This window comes from Pseudomonas auratipiscis, assembly GCF_036324085.1.
GTDB lineage: Bacteria > Pseudomonadota > Gammaproteobacteria > Pseudomonadales > Pseudomonadaceae > Aquipseudomonas > Aquipseudomonas auratipiscis.
This window is the reverse complement of sequence record NZ_JAZDCU010000002.1, coordinates 18,855-34,753: the sequence shown is the minus strand read 5'-3', so window position 1 is coordinate 34,753 and position 15,899 is coordinate 18,855. Positions and strand designations below refer to the sequence as shown.

Sequence of the window (15,899 nt, the reverse complement as noted above, 5' to 3'; positions counted from 1 at the left end):
GCGGACTTCCATGCTGCCGTGGCCGCCGAATTCGCTGATCGTCCCACCTTGCGCCAGTTGGCCGGGCACAAGGCCCTGGAAATTCTGGCGACGCACTACCCGGTCGTTGCCGCGGCCCAGCTGCCTGATGGTGGGCCGTTGGTGCTGCAGATCCCAGACGACAACTCACAAATGGCCACGCCCTATCAATCCTGGACACCGCGTTCGTTGGTAGATGTGCTTCTTGAGGCGATGCTCGCGAACCGAAGCCTGCAATCAATGGCAGCGGCAGGGGGCGAATTTCTGGTGTCGGTAACGGCACCCCATTATCTGCACGACGCTGAAGGGAACAAGCTGGAGCACGCTACGGTGTCAGTGAACAAGGCGCTCGGTGAGCTCGACGAGTTGCGTCAACTGCTGGCCGAGCTTTTTTGCCAGGCGCAACTTGATTACTGGGCTGCCGTCGGCAGCCAAGGCGTGAGCCGTGATTGCTGGCTGCAGCAGGTGCTCAAGTCGACGCTGTTGCAAAACCTGCCTCTGCAAGGTCTCGATGCCCAGGAGCGGTTTTGCATTCAGGGGGTGCTCAAGGGAGGAAAGGAGCAGCCGCAGGTGTTCGTGGTCCAGGTTCAGCTCGAACGCTATGGCCTATCGTTCGCTCAGACGCTGCCGAACCTGCTTATCTCGACCGAATTGGACGAACGGCAGTTGGTGGTGTGGGTCGCACCGTCAGGTGTGGTCCGGGCATTTGAATCGCTTGATGACTTCACGCTTGCGCTGCGCGAAACACTGGGCGCGATGTTGTACTTCGACTCGATGACGTGGCATCGCTACGAGCTTGAGGGAGATATTTTCGCCCATCAAACTGCGTTGTTGGTCGATGCACTGTTCCAGCCCTTCGTTCGAGGAGAGTACCTAAGCTGCGTGGATGTGGCAGCGATGGAGCAGTTTTTCGCGGCGCTCAGTGATCCATCGGCCTGGTTTATAAAAGGCTATGTACCGATTGCCGATTCGAATGTGCACGTTCCGCCTGGTCTGATGCGAAGGGAGGCCAATGACAGCTTCGCTTTTCAATGCGGTCTGTTCGATCTTGCATTGGCGCAGCTCGAGTCCGCTGGCGTCGCGGCGCTGGATGGTGTTGCTGATCTTTATAGCTACACCCGCAACCGTTTGAGAGCGCAGTTACTGAGTGACTTTCCAACGGAGGCAAATTACTTTCCCGATGATTTGAAGCTGACGCTGACAACGGTCGCTGGCGCTGCCGGGGGGGCAGGTGCAGGGGTGGGCGACTCAAGTATCGAAACGCGCACTGAAACCCTGAGCGATTTCGCCATAGGTAATTTGAGTTCGCTAGGCGGTGCCACGATTACAGCGATCACTCACCGTGAAGCGCAGTTGATCATGCCGTGGATGACACCCGCCTATGTTCAGTCCCTGGTCCAGCGTGTCGACATCGGTGGCAGCTATCCGGCTTACGTGGCCCGAATGCTCGATGATCCGAGCGCCAAGCCCCAGCGGGTGATTCGTTTTGCCAGGGAGTGGCGGTGTTCGCTGCTGTTCAGTGCGCTTAAAGCAAGGTTGAACGAAACGCTAAGCGAGACTGGATTACAGGTTGTCGCGAGCTATTGCCGATACCAAGTAGATGAAATGCAGCCAAGCATGCAGTTGATGCCATTGGCTTTCACACCTGATGCGCAAGGCAGTGATTATGATCTGGTTCGAGGCATGTATGTTCTGTTCTCGGCGCAGCCTGCGACAGTGATCCTCTTCCGCCCTTTGTACCCCACCCAGACGATACTGGAGTTCGCCAGTATCGAAGCAATGTTGGCTTCGATTCGTGCCTCTGAGTCGCTGCAACAGAGCATTCTTGAATGGATGTTGCCGCAGGCCCGACCCCTCTATGACTTGGGTGGCTTCAGCGAACCGCATTGGAACAGGCCAATTATTGATACTGGATTATTGCCCGAAGCCCCCAAACCACCGACTTTTGCCCCACGGTTCTGGAGGACAGATGTCGATCTGAAACTCTACGAGTCAAACCGTGATCTGCTTGTCGAGCTCGCGGATCGTCAGTCGGTTTCCAACCAGGAAAGTCGCTGGGCCATTCTAAGTGAGGGTGCTTGGCTGCTCTTTCAGGTGGTTTCACTTCCACTCAAAGGTCCGGTTGCCGTATTCGCCTGGATGGTTCAGCTTCTGATGTCACTTAGCAATGACATCAATGCGTTGCAAAAGGGATCGCGAAGTGAGCGTAGTGCAGCTGCGGTGGACCTGATTTTCAATACTGCGATGGTGCTTTTGCATGCAAGGTTGCCTGCGAAGAGCATTCCCGATGTCGTCCCGCGACCTCACCCGACTACATTCGATGGCTTACCTGTGCAGGCGCCGCAGGGGAGCCATTCAACAACCGTTGTACGCCAGGGAGAAACGTTCCTCCCAAGTGCGCTTGCCGCGCAGGGCCAACTGCAGCTGGATCTGTCCTGGCGTGGAAGGCAAGGTTTCAACATGCTCACCGCCGGGCAGCGGGAGGCGTTACTGGCCATGCGCACCGACGTTTCCGTGAATGAGCACGAGCCATTGGCGACTGGGGACACTGCAGGACTCTATCTGATAGCCGGTCATTATTACGTGAGCCTGGCGGGAGATGTGTACCTGCTATCGCTTGCCGATGGTCAAGTGCGCATAGCTGACCCGTCAGGGCGTCTCGGCCCATGGATTGTTAGTAAGCATGGCGTCTGGCGCATTGATGATGGGCTGCGTTTGCGTGGCGGAATGCCCAAAAGCCGTGTGCAGCGGCTGCGGGAGGAGAACCAGAAGCGAATGGTGGCGCTCAGGGCAGAAGAAGCGCAGATCATCAGCAAAAGCGAACCGATCCGTGAGACGTTCAATCGGCACCGCGATCAATTGATCGAAAACCAGGGGCAGATTGAAGCGTTGCGGGCCCTGCCTGAGCCCAACGACGTAGAGAAAGACAAGCTCAATTTGCTCATAGGCTTGCACAAACGGATCAATGAGCGAGTCGTTGCCGAGCTGAAGCAGGTTATCGACAACAACCTTGAACACGACAACATACTGAGCGCATTGAACCAGATGAGCTTCATGGAGCCGGGTTTTGTCGATGTGCTTACTCAGCAGCGGAGTTACGTGCGCCAGAGCTTTTTGGAGTACGCAGAGGCTTACTTCAACGAGGTGGCGAAAATACTCAATGAAGAAAACGTCGACAAGCTCAAGGATCGAATTGCGGTTCTACCAGAAACCGAGGCAGAGAAGCAGGAGTACAGGCACTTTGTTGCGGTATTGGAAAAGGTTCAGGGATGGGGGGAAAACCTTATTGAAGTGTCGAGCCATATGGATAACCTGCTCGAAGATACGCTCAAGGATCAGTCGATTTTCTTCAAGGATGCAGACGGTGAGAAAGTAAACAGGGATTCGATACTGAAGAAAATGATCAAGCTGAGACAACTCAACGCGGTCGATCTGGAATTTCACCTGCTGGAAGACCTTGCCGAGCTCAGTCTGGATCGGCTGCAGGGCACTGACGAGCAGGTGCTGCAAGAGTACGAAGGGTATTTGGACGGCCCTGCGTTAAAGAGCGCCGGCGCAGCCCATGGTGAACTGGCCGGAAGTGAGCTGACCCTGGCAGAACGCATCGACGTCCTCAATGGCGTACTGGAGTCGTACGAAGAAGCAGCCTGTATGGCTGATTATCTGGCAAGTCTGGGCGGTCCTGCTATCCGAAGTGAGAAACTCAAGCTGTACCGGGCATCGCTGAAGAAGCTTCAGGACTCGGCTAGAAAGGAAATGACTTCGGCGGTACGAGAGCAAGAGCTTGCTGAGCCGCGTCCTGTTCGTACGTACTCGCAGCACTCCCGGGGCGGTAAACGGCGCGTGGTTCTGACGCAAAAGGGTAGGAGCGTACTGGGTGAAGAGTTGGAGGTCGACGGCGCTCCGGTCATCCAACAGAAGGACAGTCAGGGCAATGTCCTGAAAACCTTCGACCCGCGGGGGGTTGAAGAGGTTGCACCGGCCCGCGACCCACTCGCTCCTACCTCGCCTTCGACGCCAGACAACATGCGCGGTATCAGAAAACGTGCGCGTAAATTACTCGATGAAATCAACTCGGTGGTTGATCTTGCGCGGCGTTACAGCAACTCCAAGGAGCCGCTGGGGTTGACGACGGTCATGGAGCAGCACACGCAGAAGTTGCAGGAAGTCATGGCTGGCATAGCGCGGAGTTCAGTGGACGCCCCGCTGTACGAAGAGCTGCGCAGCGGCATCCAACGCCTGGAGTCGAACCAGCGGGATCTGCTCAAGTCGTTGTATTTGACCACCAGCCATCCTTCGGCAAATGGCCTGAAGTATCTGTTCCAGGAAAGACAGGTAACGATAGCTCGTAGTGTGTCGCGCAGGAGATTGGCAGCCCATGACTATTTGGATGTTTATGAAATCAGGCGGCTTCCCGAGTTGGGACAAGACCGGGGAGTGGGCCTTTGGGAGGCGCACTTCCACTACTCCAGCGAGGACGCCGATGACCGTAGCTTCACCCAGGGGCATCTGAAAATCTGGGCACAACGCAAACTTGGGCGGGAGGCGCAAATGCGCGCGGCCCAAAACAACGACGTGCTGGATATCTATCGGGGCAAACTGCGCTTGGCTGATGTGGAGGGCATTATTCCCTTCGAGTGACCAGCTAGCGGTTCTGGTACAGGCCGTGTTTGCCATGGGCTGGCATGGCCAGGTTGCCACGTTGGGCAATCATTTGGCCGATGGTGATCCACTCGATGCCCTGGCTTTTGAGCCGGGGCAGTTCGCGTTCGAGCACTTCGAGGGTCTGCGGGTAGGGGTGGCCGATCAGCACCGCCGACCCCTGCTTGCGCGCCAAGTCGATCCCTTGCTGTAGTTGCGCGGCAATGGCTTCTGGGGTGCGTACATCATCAAGGAACACATCCCGCGACACATGCGCGAGATCGAGTGCTTGAGCCTTGGCCGCGGCCACGGTGGCCGCGCTGGTGCGGCTGTCGATGAAGTACAGGTGACGGCGTTGCAGTTCAGCCATAAGCCAGGCCATCGGCTCGGCTTGCGACGTCATGCGACTGCCCATGTGATTGTTGATCCCAGCGGCATAAGGCACCTTGTCCAGGGCCGCAGCCAGGCGCTGCGCCAGCTCGGGCAGTGGCGTACCCGGATGCCAGGCGTAAGGACCGGTTGCCGGGTCCATGGGCATGTGCAGAATCACCGTCTTTCCAGCCTTGTGGGCCTGGCGGGCGAAGTCTGTGGCATGAGGGGTGTCGGGCATGATCGCCAGTGTTACCGGGCCGGGTAGGGCCAAGGTACGGCTGTCGCGAGCGCTGTTCTGGCCCAGGTCATCGATGATCAGGCTCAGGTAGGCTTTGCCCTGATGGGCAGGCGCCGCAAAAGCGGCGCTGCTCAACAGATACAGAAGGGTGCACAACAGGTAGCGCATGCAGAGCGTCACTTGCTGTGGGTGATGCTCAAGCCCTTGAGCAGGCTGAGGGCCTGGCTGAGCTGGAAGTCGTTGTCTTGTGGCCGCTCTTTGCGCTTGGCGTTGCTGGTTGGCCGGTCGGCACCACCATTACCGTTGCCCAAGTGGCCTTGCAGGTCGGCTTCCTTGAAGTTCTCGGTGTCTTGCTCGGCGGTCAACTTCGCCTGGCGCACCTCGATGTCCGGAACAATGCCCTGGGCCTGAATCGAACGGCCATTGGGGGTGTAATACAGCGCTGTGGTGAGCTTGAGCGCACGATCATTGTTCAACGGCAATACGGTTTGCACCGAGCCCTTGCCGAAGCTGTCGGTCCCCATCAGCACGCCGCGCTTCTGGTCTTGCAGTGCGCCAGCGACAATTTCCGACGCCGAGGCGCTGCCACCGTTGATCAGTACCACAAGCGGTACTGCTTCACTGGCGTCGGCTGGATCGGCAGAGAAGCGCAGCTCGGAGTTGGCAATCCGTCCCTTGGTGTAGACGATCAAGCCTTTGGTCAAGAAGTGGTCTGCCACTTCAACCGCCGATTGCAGTACACCTCCGGGGTTGTTGCGCAGGTCCAGGACCAGACCGCGCAGCTTCTTACCGTTGTCTTTGCGCAGCTTGGCCAGGGCCTTGCCGACTTCTTCACCGGTCTTGACCTGGAACTGGGTAATACGGATATAGCCGTAGCCGTCTTCGAGCAGTTGGCTCTTCACGCTCTTGACCTGAATGACTGCGCGGGCAAGGGTTACGTCGAATGGCGTGCCGCCGTCGCGTACCAGCGTCAGGGTAATTTTCTCACCGATCTTGCCGCGCATCTTGTCGACCGCTTCAGTCATGGTCTGGCCGCGAGTTGGTTGGCCATTGATCTTGACGATCAGGTCGCCGGCTTCGATTCCGGCACGTGAGGCCGGCGTGTCGTCAATTGGCGATACCACTTTGACGAAGCCATCTTCCATACCGACTTCGATGCCCAGGCCGCCGAATTCGCCGCTGGTGCTTTCCTGCAGTTCCTGGAAATCTTCCGGCCCCAGGTAGGCGGAGTGCGGATCGAGGTTGCTGAGCATGCCTTTGATGGCGTTTTCCAGCAGGGTCTTGTCGTCTACAGGTTCGACATAAGCGGCTTTGATCCTGTCCATGACCTCGGCAAAGGTGCGCAGCTCGTCCAGAGGCAACGGTGCCTTGGCGGAAGCGGCAGCCGATACCGTCGTGGCCGGCACCGCGGTGGGCTTGGTCGGCTCGGCCGCGCGGGCCAGGGGCGCGCCAAGGACCATGGCGATGGTCAGGGCCAGCGAGGTGAGGCGAGGCGAATGCAGCATGTCGAACGAACTCCTGATCCTGGTAGCGCTCCGGCTGGAGCTTCGGCACAGCGTGATCTCACGCTAGGCCGTCAAATAAGGGGTGGGCCTATCCTTGGGCACGGCACCATTGTGCGGGGTCGCTGGGGCGACCTTGCTGGCGGATGGCGAAATACAGCCCCGAGCTGTTCTGGCCACCGCTGTCGCCGACGGTGGAAATGGCCTCACCGGCCTTGACCACGTCTCCGGCACTCTTGAGCAGGCTCTGGTTGTGGCCGTACAGGCTCAGGTAACCATTACCATGGTCGAGAATGACCAGAAGTCCAGCGCCGCGCAACCAGTCGGCGAACACGACTCGACCGCCATGCACAGCACGTACTTGGCTGCCGGCAGAGGCACTGATCATTACCCCGTCCCATTTTGCCCGTGAGTCACCGCCACGGGCTTCGCCAAACCGCGCGAGCAATCGACCATTGACCGGCCATGGAAGTTTTCCTCGAGCCGAAGAAAAAGCGCCGCCGAAGGTTTCGCCGCTGCTGGAAACCAGGGGGCCGGGAAGGGCCTTGGGTTTGCTTGGCGTCGCGCTGCTGCTTGCTGCCAGGGCGTCGCGCTGACGCTGCTTTTGCGCTTCCTGGGCCGCGAGCAGCGCCTTTTGACGGGCTGCTTCGGCTTCACGGGCCTGTCGGGCCAGGGTTTCTTCAATGGTTTTGAGAACTTTGCTCAGGTCGGCCTGATCCTGCTCACGAGCCTGCAGTTTCTGGTCGCGGGCTTTGACGTCGGTATTGAGCTTGGCCAGTACTTGCTGGCGTTCGCTGCGTACTTTTTCGAGTTCCTGGCGCTGAGCGTCCAGGTTGCCTTGCTGGGCCAGTAGCTGGGCTTGCTGCAGGCTGATGTCCTGTTCGACGTTGGCCAACTGGCGCAAGGTTTCATTGAAACTGCGCAACTGCGCCAGGCGCGCCTGGCTGAGGTAGTCGTAATAGGTCAGGGTGCGAGCGAATTTTTCCGGGTTCTGCTGGTTGAGCAGCAGCTTGAGGTATTCCTCGCGGCCGTTCTGGTAAGCCGAACGGGCCTGGATGGCAATCAGCCGTTGTTGTTCAACGCGGGCGCTCTGGAGTTTTTTTTTCTCTTGATCAAGGCGCTCCAGCTCGCCCTCGGTCTTTTTTAGTTCCTGTTGCAGGGCCTCCACCTGCTTTTCCAGCTTGCCGATATCGGTTTCGGTATTGCGCAGGTCTTTCTGCACACCGGATTTTTCCTGCTGCAACTGGCCAAGCATTTTTTTCAGCTCGGCAATGTCCTGACGCGTGGCGTCCAGTTGCTGCTGGGTTTGCGCGCGCTCATCGGCAAACGCCGGGCTGAGCAAGCAAGACATGGCTAGAACGATCAGGACGCGGAACATGGAGTGAGCGACACCAGGGATGGAGACTGGCCTAGTATGCCCGCCGCAGGCCGCAAAAAAAACGCCTCAAGGCAACTGCGTTGAGGCGTTGGTCGGCTAAAGCTTCAAGTTGCACGCATCAAGCGGCAAGAAGATCGCGCGCGATTGCGCCTTTTCTTGCCCCTTGGTGCTGATGACTTTTAGCTTCAGCCCTCTACGAGAATCGACTCGCCGGTCATTTCTGCTGGTTTTTCAAGGCCCAGCAGTTTGAGCATGGTTGGCGCGACGTCAGCCAGAACACCGCCTTCGCGGACCTTGACGTTGCGTTTGCCGACATAGATGAAAGGCACCGGCTCGGTGGTATGCGCGGTGTGCGCCTGACCAGTACAGGCATCTTCCATTTGCTCGACGTTGCCATGGTCAGCCGTGATCAAGGCTTCGCCGCCAACCTTGTCGAGAGCTTGGACGATGCGCCCGACACACAGGTCCAGTGCCTCAACTGCCTTGACCGCCGCTTCGAATACACCGCTATGGCCGACCATGTCGCCGTTGGCATAGTTGACCACGATCACGTCGTAACGCTGCTGCTCGATGGCTTCAACGATGCGGTCGGTCACTTCCGGAGCGCTCATTTCCGGCTGCAGGTCATAGGTAGCGACCTTTGGCGATGGAATCAGGATGCGCTCTTCGCCTTCGAACGGTTCTTCGCGACCGCCGGAGAAGAAGAAGGTGACGTGCGCGTACTTCTCGGTTTCGGCAATGCGTAGCTGAGTCTTGCCGTTCTTGGCCAGGTATTCGCCCAGCACGTTGTCCAAGCTGCCAGGGGCAAAAGCGGCAGGGGCCGGGATTTTTGCCGAATACTGGGTCAGGCCGATATAGGCCGCCAATTTCGGCAGGCGTGCTCGTGGGAATTCGTTGAAATCGGCTTCGACGAACACGCGCGACAGTTCGCGGGCGCGGTCGGCGCGAAAATTCATGAAGATTACCGCGTCGCCGTCTTCGACCTTGACTGCTGCGCCAACGCGTGTGGCTTTGACGAACTCGTCGCTCTCGCCACGGGCGTAGGCAGCTTCGAGGCCAGCCTTGGCGTTGTCGGCGGTAAATTCGGCGGCGCTGTCGACGATGAGGTTATAGGCAGCTGCAACACGGTCCCAGCGATTATCGCGGTCCATAGCGTAGTAGCGACCGATCAGGCTGGCGATGCGGCCCTTGCCGAGCTTGGCGAACGTGGCGTCGAGCAGCTCGATGGACGACTGTGCGCTTTTGGGGGGCGTGTCACGGCCGTCAAGGAAGGCGTGCAGGTAGATATTCTCGGCGCCACGCTGTGCGGCCAGTTCGGCCATGGCGATCAAGTGGTCCTGGTGGCTGTGCACGCCACCATCGGAAAGCAGACCGAGAATGTGGACGGCTTTGCCGGCTGATGCGGCTTTGTCGACCGCGCCGCACAGCACGGCATTTTCGAAAAAGTCGCCATCTTTGATGGATTTGGTCACCCGAGTGAAGTCCTGGTAAACCACGCGGCCAGCGCCAAGGTTCATATGACCCACTTCCGAGTTGCCCATCTGTCCGTCAGGCAGGCCGACGTCCATGCCCGAGCCCGAGATCAAGCCATGCGGCTGGGTGGCGCGCAGGCGATCGTAGACCGGCGTGTTGGCCGAGTAGATGGCGTTGTATTCGTGGCTTTCGCTATGACCGAAACCATCCAGGATGATCAGGACCAAAGGTTTTGGCGTGCTCGTCATCAATCGCACTCACGGTTGTTCAGATGATAAAGACACGCATTTTAGGGCAAATTGGCCATGAATGACGAATTTACCTTGCCCGCCGCCCAGCGTTGGCCGACGGACAGCAGGCATAGATGAGAATTACTGGCAGCTAGCCGCTCGGGCGGGCTTTGGCCGACCTAGGGGGCTGTGTATACTGGCCAACATTTTTAATGGCCTGGAACACCCTCCGATGGTTGCTCACCTGATTGAATTCGCAACAAATCACTATCTGCTGGTTGGTATCTTCGTCGTTCTGCTGATTCTGCTGATCGTTACTGAAGCCCGCAAAGGTGGTCGTAGCCTGAGTACCGGCGAGCTGACGGCACTGGTCAACAGCGAGAAAGGCCTGGTTATCGACATCCGTTCGACCAAGGATTACGCGGCTGGCCACATTGTTGGCGCTCTGAATATTCCGCAAGACAAGTTCGCTGCCCGTATCGGCGAGCTGGAAAAGCACAAGGCCAAGACCCTGATCGTGGTCGATGCGATGGGCCAGCATGCCGGCACCACCGCCCGTGAATTGCTCAAGGCCGGTTTTACCGCTGCCAAGCTGTCCGGTGGTGTGTCGAGCTGGAAAGCCGACAACCTGCCTCTGGTGAAGTGATATGAACAACGTCATCGTCTACTCCAGCGACTACTGCCCTTACTGCTCGCGGGCCAAGCACCTGTTGCAGAGCAAAGGTGTGGCTTTCGAAGAGATCAAGGTCGATGGCAAGCCGCAGGTGCGTGCTGAAATGGTCCAGAAGGCCGGCCGTACCTCGGTACCGCAGATATGGATCGGCAGTACCCATGTCGGCGGTTGCGACGACCTGTATGCCCTTGAGCGCTCCGGCAAGCTCGATGGTTTGCTCAAGGCTTGACCAAGAACCCCTATTAAAGACCCTGCAAAGAAGGATCTGTCATGACTGATCAACAGAACAACGAAGCGGCCGCTGCTGACGAAAGCGCTCCACAATTCTCCCTGCAGCGCATCTATGTGCGTGACCTGTCGTTCGAAGCGCCGAAAAGCCCGGCGATCTTCCGTCAGCAGTGGGAACCAAGTGTTGCCCTGGACCTGAACACCAAGCAGAAAGGTCTGGAAGGTGATTTCCACGAAGTCGTGCTGACCCTGTCGGTTACCGTCAAGAACGGTGACGAAGTGGCCTTCATCGCTGAAGTCCAACAGGCCGGTATCTTCCTGATCAAGAACCTGGACCCGGCTTCGATGAGCCACACCCTGGGTGCGTTCTGCCCGAACATCCTGTTCCCGTATGCGCGTGAAGCGCTGGACAGCCTGGTGACCCGCGGTTCGTTCCCGGCCCTGATGCTATCGCCAGTCAACTTCGATGCGCTGTACGCACAAGAAATGCAACGCATGCAGGAAGCTGGCGAAGCCCCCTCGCTGCAATAAGCTTGTTGCAATGTGCCGAAAAAGCGCCCTGATGGGCGCTTTTTTCATGGGGCTGTCGAGGAATCGGGCGATAACCGTCAGGCAAAACCCTGCTGACGCCAAGCCTCATACACTGTCACTGCCACCGTATTGGAAAGGTTCAGGCTCCGGCACCCCGGGCGCATGGGCAGCCGCAGGCGCTGCTGCGCAGGCAGGTTGTCGAGTACCTCGGCAGGCAGGCCCCGGCTTTCCGGGCCGAACAAAAAGGCATCACCAGGCTGGAACGCCGTTTCGTGGTAGGGGTGCGAGGCCTTGGTAGTGAAGGCGAACAGTCGTGGCTGGCCGAGGCTTTCCAGGCAACTGGACAAATCGGCATGACGTTTGAGAGTGGCATACTCGTGGTAGTCCAGCCCGGCGCGACGCAGACGCTTGTCGTCCAGTTCGAAGCCAATGGGCTCGATCAGGTGCAAGTGGCAGCCGCTGTTGGCACACAGCCTGATAATGTTGCCGGTATTCGGCGGAATCTCTGGTTGAAAGAGGATGACGTGAAACATGCACGGCTCCGAACATAAAGATAGTGAGCATTCTACTCCTGAACCGGACCGGCGTTCGCAGCAATGGCCACGAGTGCTGTTTTCGCTGGCGATTGTCGGCATGCTGGTCGGACTGATGATCGGTCGGCTGACCACCCCCGAGCCTCGCGAGTTGCAACAGGTACAGATAGTCGAAGGCGGCTTGGACCTGTGGTTCAACGAGGAGCCCAAGCTCCATGGCGAAGAGGTCGATGGCACGGTGGCCTTGCTGTTCGAGGCGCAGGGCAAAGCGGCTCGAGGCCAGCTTGAACAGCAGGGCAAGCCTGTCAGTTGGCGGATTCAGAAAAGCGATGGCGGGTTGCTGGTAACCTTGATCGCGGCCCGACCGCTGCACGGCAACTGGGTCGGAGCGGAGCAAGATGGACGCTGGCGAGTGCAGGTTCGCCTGCACGAATAAAAGAGGGGAATCCCCGGCCTGCCTGTACCAAGGCCCCCGAAACTGGAAGTACCGATACTAATGCAGGGTGTGTGCCAGTTTTGTTTCAACCCTCAAATTAGCGGGTTTTGGCGTCTATATCGGGCTTCTCCCGGGGATTTCTGCTTTGCTGCGGTGCATCGAGCACTGGTTCGGTGCATGTAGAGAAACTGCTGCCAGAAGGCAGGTTGCGGGGCAAGCCCGCACCTACCGCTCCTCCAGCAGGTGAGCCATTGATGAGTCAGGCTTCGTCCTCGCCGTCCTCTTCACCGCCGGCCACTTTCATTCCCAGTTCCTTGATTTTGCGCGTCAAGGTGTTGCGCCCCCAGCCGAGCAGCACCGCAGCATCGCGCCGTCGGCCAGCAGTGTGCTTGAGGGCCGTCTCGATCATGATGCGTTCGAAACTTGGCACGGCGCTGTCGAGCAGGCTCGATTGGCCACGGGATAAAGCCTGGTCTGCCCACTGACGCAATGCCTGTTCCCAGTTGGTCACCGGAGCGGTGTCCTGAGGCAGGTTGAGCAGTTCAGGCGGCAAGTCACCAACATGCACTTCCCGACCCGACGCCATCACCGTGATCCAGCGACAAGTGTTTTCCAGCTGGCGGACGTTGCCTGGCCACGGCAGATTGCGCATGAACTCTTCGGTTTCCGGCTTGAGCAGCTTGGGCTCGACCGCGAGTTCCTGAGCGGCACGGCCGAGGAAGTGTCGCGCCAGTGTCGGGATGTCCTCGCGACGATCGGCCAGGCGTGGAATATGAATACGAATAACGTTCAAGCGATGGAACAAGTCTTCGCGGAACTTGCCGGCTTGTACCAGGGTTTCCAAGTTTTGGTGAGTCGCCGCGATAATCCGCACATCGACCTTGACCGGCACATGACCGCCAACCCGATAGAATTCGCCATCAGCCAGTACACGCAGCAGTCGGGTTTGGGTATCGGCCGGCATATCGCCGATCTCGTCGAGGAACAGCGTGCCGCCGTCGGCCTGCTCGAATCGCCCTCGACGCAGGTTGGCGGCACCGGTAAACGCGCCTTTTTCGTGACCGAACAGCTCGGATTCCATCAGGTCCTTGGGAATGGCTGCCATGTTCAAGGCGATGAACGGTGAAGCCGCACGGGGGCTGTGGCGGTGCAGGGCATGGGCTACCAGCTCTTTGCCGGTGCCTGACTCGCCGTTGATGAGCACGGTGATGTTGGAGTGGCTCAGGCGGCCAATGGCGCGGAACACCTCCTGCATCGCTGGCGCTTCGCCAATGATTTCCGGGGTGCGGGTCAGGGTTGGAGCGGCATCCAGTCCTTGCTGCTCCTGAGCGTGCTGATTGGCCCGTTTGACCAATGACACTGCCTCATCGACGTCGAACGGTTTGGGCAGGTATTCGAAGGCACCACCTTGATAGGAGGCCACCGCGCTGTCGAGGTCCGAATGGGCGGTCATGATGATCACTGGCAGGCGCGGATGCTGTTCGCGAATCTGTGCGAGCAGGTCCAGGCCGCTGGCGCCGGGCATGCGGATATCGGAGATGATCACATCCGGCTGCTGGCGGGCCAGGCGACTCATGACCCCGTCGGCACTGTCGAAGCTCTGGGTGGTCATGCCTTCCTGTTGCAGGGCTTTTTCCAGGACCCAGCGGATGGAACGATCATCGTCGACGATCCAGACGGTTTCACTTCGGCTCATGAGGCGTTGGCTCCTTGTTCCAGCGGCAGGAAAATCGAAAAGATGGTGTGGCCTGGATGGCTGTCACATTCGATCAGGCCCTGGTGCTGGCTGATGATGTTCTGGGTGATGGCCAAGCCCAGCCCGGTACCGTCCGGACGGCCGCTGACCATTGGGTAAAAGATGGTTTCTTGCAGCTCGGCCGGAACACCTGGGCCGTTGTCGATGATCTCGACCTTGGCCACCAGGCGATGGCGTGTGTGGCCAATGGTGAACTGGCGCATGGCCCGGGTGCGCAGACTGATTCGCCCCAGGCGAAGTTCGTTCTGGCCACTGATGGCTTGCATGGCATTACGCACGATGTTGAGTACGGCCTGGATCATTTGCTCGCGGTCGATCAGCACGTCCGGCAGGCTCGGGTCGTAGTCGCGTACCAGGGTAATTCCGCCCTGGGTTTCGGCCTCGACCAGGCTGCACACCCGCTCGAGGACTTCATGAATATTGGTCATCGCCAGCGACGGCAGTTTGTTCGAGCCGAGCATGCGGTCGACCAGGTTACGCAGGCGGTCGGCCTCTTCAATGATCACATTGGTGTAATCCTTGAGGCCTTCCTCGGGCAACTCCCTGGAAAGCAGCTGTGCGGCTCCACGGATGCCCCCGAGTGGGTTCTTGATCTCATGGGCCAGGCCACGCACCAGCAATTTGGTGGTTTCCTGCTTGGACAGTTGGGCCTCCTCCTTGGTGATCCGCAGCAGTCGGTCGCGGGGGTGTACTTCAAGCAGCAACAAGGTTCGCCCGCCACTCAGAATCGGCGTTACCGCATAGTCGACAGTCTGGGTTTGTCCGGTCAAAGAGGTCAGCAGGGCTTCGCGCTTGGTGAATGGATGCGCGTGCTCGACCGCCTGGCGCAATGAATTGAGCGCTTCCGGTGATTCGGTGAACAACTCACTGATGAATTGCCCGTGGCTGCGTTGACCACTGATAGCCAGAAGCATTTCAGCTGCCGGGTTCATGTACTCAAGGCGCAAATCGGCATTGAGCAATATGGTCGCGGTTGTCAGGTTGTCCAGTAGCAGTCGGTGCAGGGCATCGCTGATGGTCATGGGGCGTCTTTGACCTCTTTTGGCTCATGACGACCCCGGCTGTGCCGGGATCGCGGGCGCTGGTTGTCTGCTGGTAACAAGAAAATGCAAAAAACAAACCAAGGCTCCGAAAAGAAGCGGATCTGCCGGATAAAGTCCTGAATTTGCGCTAAATATGGCTGTAAAGCCCTACATTAGCCCTTGGCTTGAACCAAATTGGGCTGGTCCGCTCCTGGTAACGCTGTTCTGTGCACCAATATAGAGCATAGGGGAGGTTTCATAGTGCTGGACACAAATGGGCGGTGGCACGAATCAGCGCCAAGGAGCGTTCGGGACTCTTTTTCCGCTTTTCTATGGCTTGAGCCAAGGCTGACGGGCAGGGCTCGGGTCTATGACGATCAAATTCGGCCAGTTCATCGAGCAAGACTTGCTGCAGGCGATCCAGTTGTGGGCGCAGTTGCGTTGCCAGGTCGATGCGTGGTGTCTGTGGGGCGCTGCCTGCTGCATGCCAGCGCGATAACGCGCTGTATTGCAGCAGTTTGTTGGCTTCGATCTGATCGAAAAAAAATACGCCTGCGCGCTGAGCATCGACGCCGGAGCGGAGTGCCTCTGATTGCGCCTGGGCAATGACCTGGCGTTCGCGCTGAGGTGCCTGGACCAGCTGGCCAGAATCCCATTTGCTCAAGGCAACCTGTTCGGATATGTCCAGGCGTTGCTCCATACTGTCCAGCAACTGGACCAGTGCCGTGTCTGCTGGTGTTGTCGGAGTGCAACCTTGAATTGACAACAAGGGGGCTGTCAGTGCGGCAAGTAGCGGTATGCGCATGGTGGGCTGGCCTCGTTAGAAAAAGGCCAGTTTGCCTTTATCCGGTTCCAGTACCTGTCAGTT

General features: G+C 58.5%; 13 protein-coding genes. 5 read left to right on the top strand and 8 right to left on the bottom strand.

Going from position 1 to position 15,899, the window contains the following annotated elements; genetic code table 11:
* Positions 1 to 18 precede the first annotated feature (18 nt).
* Positions 19 to 4,659 carry a dermonecrotic toxin domain-containing protein gene (locus tag V0R60_RS02610; RefSeq protein WP_330078914.1) on the top strand — a complete coding sequence of 1,547 codons (4,641 nt, stop codon included), beginning with the start codon at positions 19 to 21 and terminating at the stop codon, positions 4,657 to 4,659.
* Positions 4,660 to 4,663: 4 nt separating this feature from the next.
* Here V0R60_RS02610 and V0R60_RS02605 read toward each other — a convergent pair whose 3' ends face one another.
* The 4 genes from V0R60_RS02605 to gpmI form a co-directional block, all read right to left on the bottom strand.
* Positions 4,664 to 5,437: a divergent polysaccharide deacetylase family protein gene (locus V0R60_RS02605; protein WP_136478560.1), complete on the bottom strand. Its 774-nt coding sequence runs from the start codon at positions 5,435 to 5,437 to the stop codon at positions 4,664 to 4,666.
* Between the two features lie 8 nt (positions 5,438 to 5,445).
* Entirely contained in the window at positions 5,446 to 6,774 is a 1,329-nt protein-coding gene (locus tag V0R60_RS02600; protein ID WP_136478559.1) for a S41 family peptidase, read from the bottom strand.
* An 88-nt stretch (positions 6,775 to 6,862) separates the two neighbouring features.
* Entirely contained in the window at positions 6,863 to 8,149 is a 1,287-nt protein-coding gene (locus V0R60_RS02595; protein ID WP_136478558.1) for a murein hydrolase activator EnvC family protein, read from the bottom strand.
* A 185-nt stretch (positions 8,150 to 8,334) separates the two neighbouring features.
* On the bottom strand, positions 8,335 to 9,870 hold the full coding sequence (gene gpmI, locus V0R60_RS02590) for a 2,3-bisphosphoglycerate-independent phosphoglycerate mutase (RefSeq protein ID WP_136478557.1): 1,536 nt from the start codon (positions 9,868 to 9,870) through the stop codon (positions 8,335 to 8,337).
* Positions 9,871 to 10,084: 214 nt separating this feature from the next.
* Here gpmI and V0R60_RS02585 point away from each other — a divergent pair, with 214 nt between their 5' ends.
* From V0R60_RS02585 to secB, 3 genes are read left to right on the top strand one after another with little or no spacing between them, the layout of a single operon-like run.
* Positions 10,085 to 10,498 carry a rhodanese-like domain-containing protein gene (locus tag V0R60_RS02585; protein ID WP_136478556.1) on the top strand — a complete coding sequence of 138 codons (414 nt, stop codon included), beginning with the start codon at positions 10,085 to 10,087 and terminating at the stop codon, positions 10,496 to 10,498.
* A 1-nt stretch (position 10,499) separates the two neighbouring features.
* Positions 10,500 to 10,754 (top strand): glutaredoxin 3, encoded by a 255-nt coding sequence (grxC, locus tag V0R60_RS02580; RefSeq protein ID WP_136478555.1) that lies wholly within the window; start codon positions 10,500 to 10,502, stop codon positions 10,752 to 10,754.
* Between the two features lie 41 nt (positions 10,755 to 10,795).
* Positions 10,796 to 11,284 carry a protein-export chaperone SecB gene (secB, locus tag V0R60_RS02575; protein ID WP_136478554.1) on the top strand — a complete coding sequence of 163 codons (489 nt, stop codon included), beginning with the start codon at positions 10,796 to 10,798 and terminating at the stop codon, positions 11,282 to 11,284.
* A 77-nt stretch (positions 11,285 to 11,361) separates the two neighbouring features.
* Here the strand turns inward: secB and trmL are convergent, their stop codons facing one another.
* Positions 11,362 to 11,817: a tRNA (uridine(34)/cytosine(34)/5-carboxymethylaminomethyluridine(34)-2'-O)-methyltransferase TrmL gene (trmL, locus tag V0R60_RS02570; protein WP_330078915.1), complete on the bottom strand. Its 456-nt coding sequence runs from the start codon at positions 11,815 to 11,817 to the stop codon at positions 11,362 to 11,364.
* Here trmL and V0R60_RS02565 point away from each other — a divergent pair.
* Positions 11,816 to 12,253, top strand: a complete 438-nt coding sequence (locus tag V0R60_RS02565) for a hypothetical protein (protein ID WP_136478552.1) — start codon at positions 11,816 to 11,818, stop codon at positions 12,251 to 12,253. The two genes, trmL and V0R60_RS02565, sit on opposite strands and share 2 nt — an antisense overlap.
* 259 nt (positions 12,254 to 12,512) lie before the next feature.
* Here the strand turns inward: V0R60_RS02565 and ntrC are convergent, their stop codons facing one another.
* From ntrC to V0R60_RS02550, 3 genes are all read right to left on the bottom strand, one after another.
* Entirely contained in the window at positions 12,513 to 13,949 is a 1,437-nt protein-coding gene (ntrC, locus tag V0R60_RS02560; RefSeq protein WP_136478551.1) for a nitrogen regulation protein NR(I), read from the bottom strand.
* Complete coding sequence (gene glnL, locus V0R60_RS02555) at positions 13,946 to 15,031, bottom strand: nitrogen regulation protein NR(II) (protein WP_136478550.1); 1,086 nt, start codon at positions 15,029 to 15,031, stop codon at positions 13,946 to 13,948. Before glnL ends, ntrC begins: the two co-directional genes overlap by 4 nt.
* A gap of 256 nt (positions 15,032 to 15,287) precedes the next feature.
* Positions 15,288 to 15,836 (bottom strand): chorismate mutase, encoded by a 549-nt coding sequence (locus V0R60_RS02550; RefSeq protein ID WP_330078916.1) that lies wholly within the window; start codon positions 15,834 to 15,836, stop codon positions 15,288 to 15,290.
* Between the last annotated feature and the right edge of the window lie 63 nt (positions 15,837 to 15,899).

Bases quoted from the DNA above. Each gene is read 5' to 3' on its own strand.
- V0R60_RS02605 (WP_136478560.1), bottom strand. From the start codon at position 5,437: ATGCGCTACCTGTTGTGCACCCTTCTGTATCTGTTGAGCAGCGCCGCT.
- V0R60_RS02600 (WP_136478559.1), bottom strand. From the start codon at position 6,774: ATGCTGCATTCGCCTCGCCTCACCTCGCTGGCCCTGACCATCGCCATG.
- V0R60_RS02595 (WP_136478558.1), bottom strand. From the start codon at position 8,149: ATGTTCCGCGTCCTGATCGTTCTAGCCATGTCTTGCTTGCTCAGCCCG.
- gpmI (WP_136478557.1), bottom strand. From the start codon at position 9,870: ATGACGAGCACGCCAAAACCTTTGGTCCTGATCATCCTGGATGGTTTC.
- V0R60_RS02585 (WP_136478556.1), top strand. From the start codon at position 10,085: ATGGTTGCTCACCTGATTGAATTCGCAACAAATCACTATCTGCTGGTT.
- grxC (WP_136478555.1), top strand. From the start codon at position 10,500: ATGAACAACGTCATCGTCTACTCCAGCGACTACTGCCCTTACTGCTCG.
- secB (WP_136478554.1), top strand. From the start codon at position 10,796: ATGACTGATCAACAGAACAACGAAGCGGCCGCTGCTGACGAAAGCGCT.
- V0R60_RS02565 (WP_136478552.1), top strand. From the start codon at position 11,816: ATGCACGGCTCCGAACATAAAGATAGTGAGCATTCTACTCCTGAACCG.
- trmL (WP_330078915.1), bottom strand. From the start codon at position 11,817: ATGTTTCACGTCATCCTCTTTCAACCAGAGATTCCGCCGAATACCGGC.
- ntrC (WP_136478551.1), bottom strand. From the start codon at position 13,949: ATGAGCCGAAGTGAAACCGTCTGGATCGTCGACGATGATCGTTCCATC.
- glnL (WP_136478550.1), bottom strand. From the start codon at position 15,031: ATGACCATCAGCGATGCCCTGCACCGACTGCTACTGGACAACCTGACA.
- V0R60_RS02550 (WP_330078916.1), bottom strand. From the start codon at position 15,836: ATGCGCATACCGCTACTTGCCGCACTGACAGCCCCCTTGTTGTCAATT.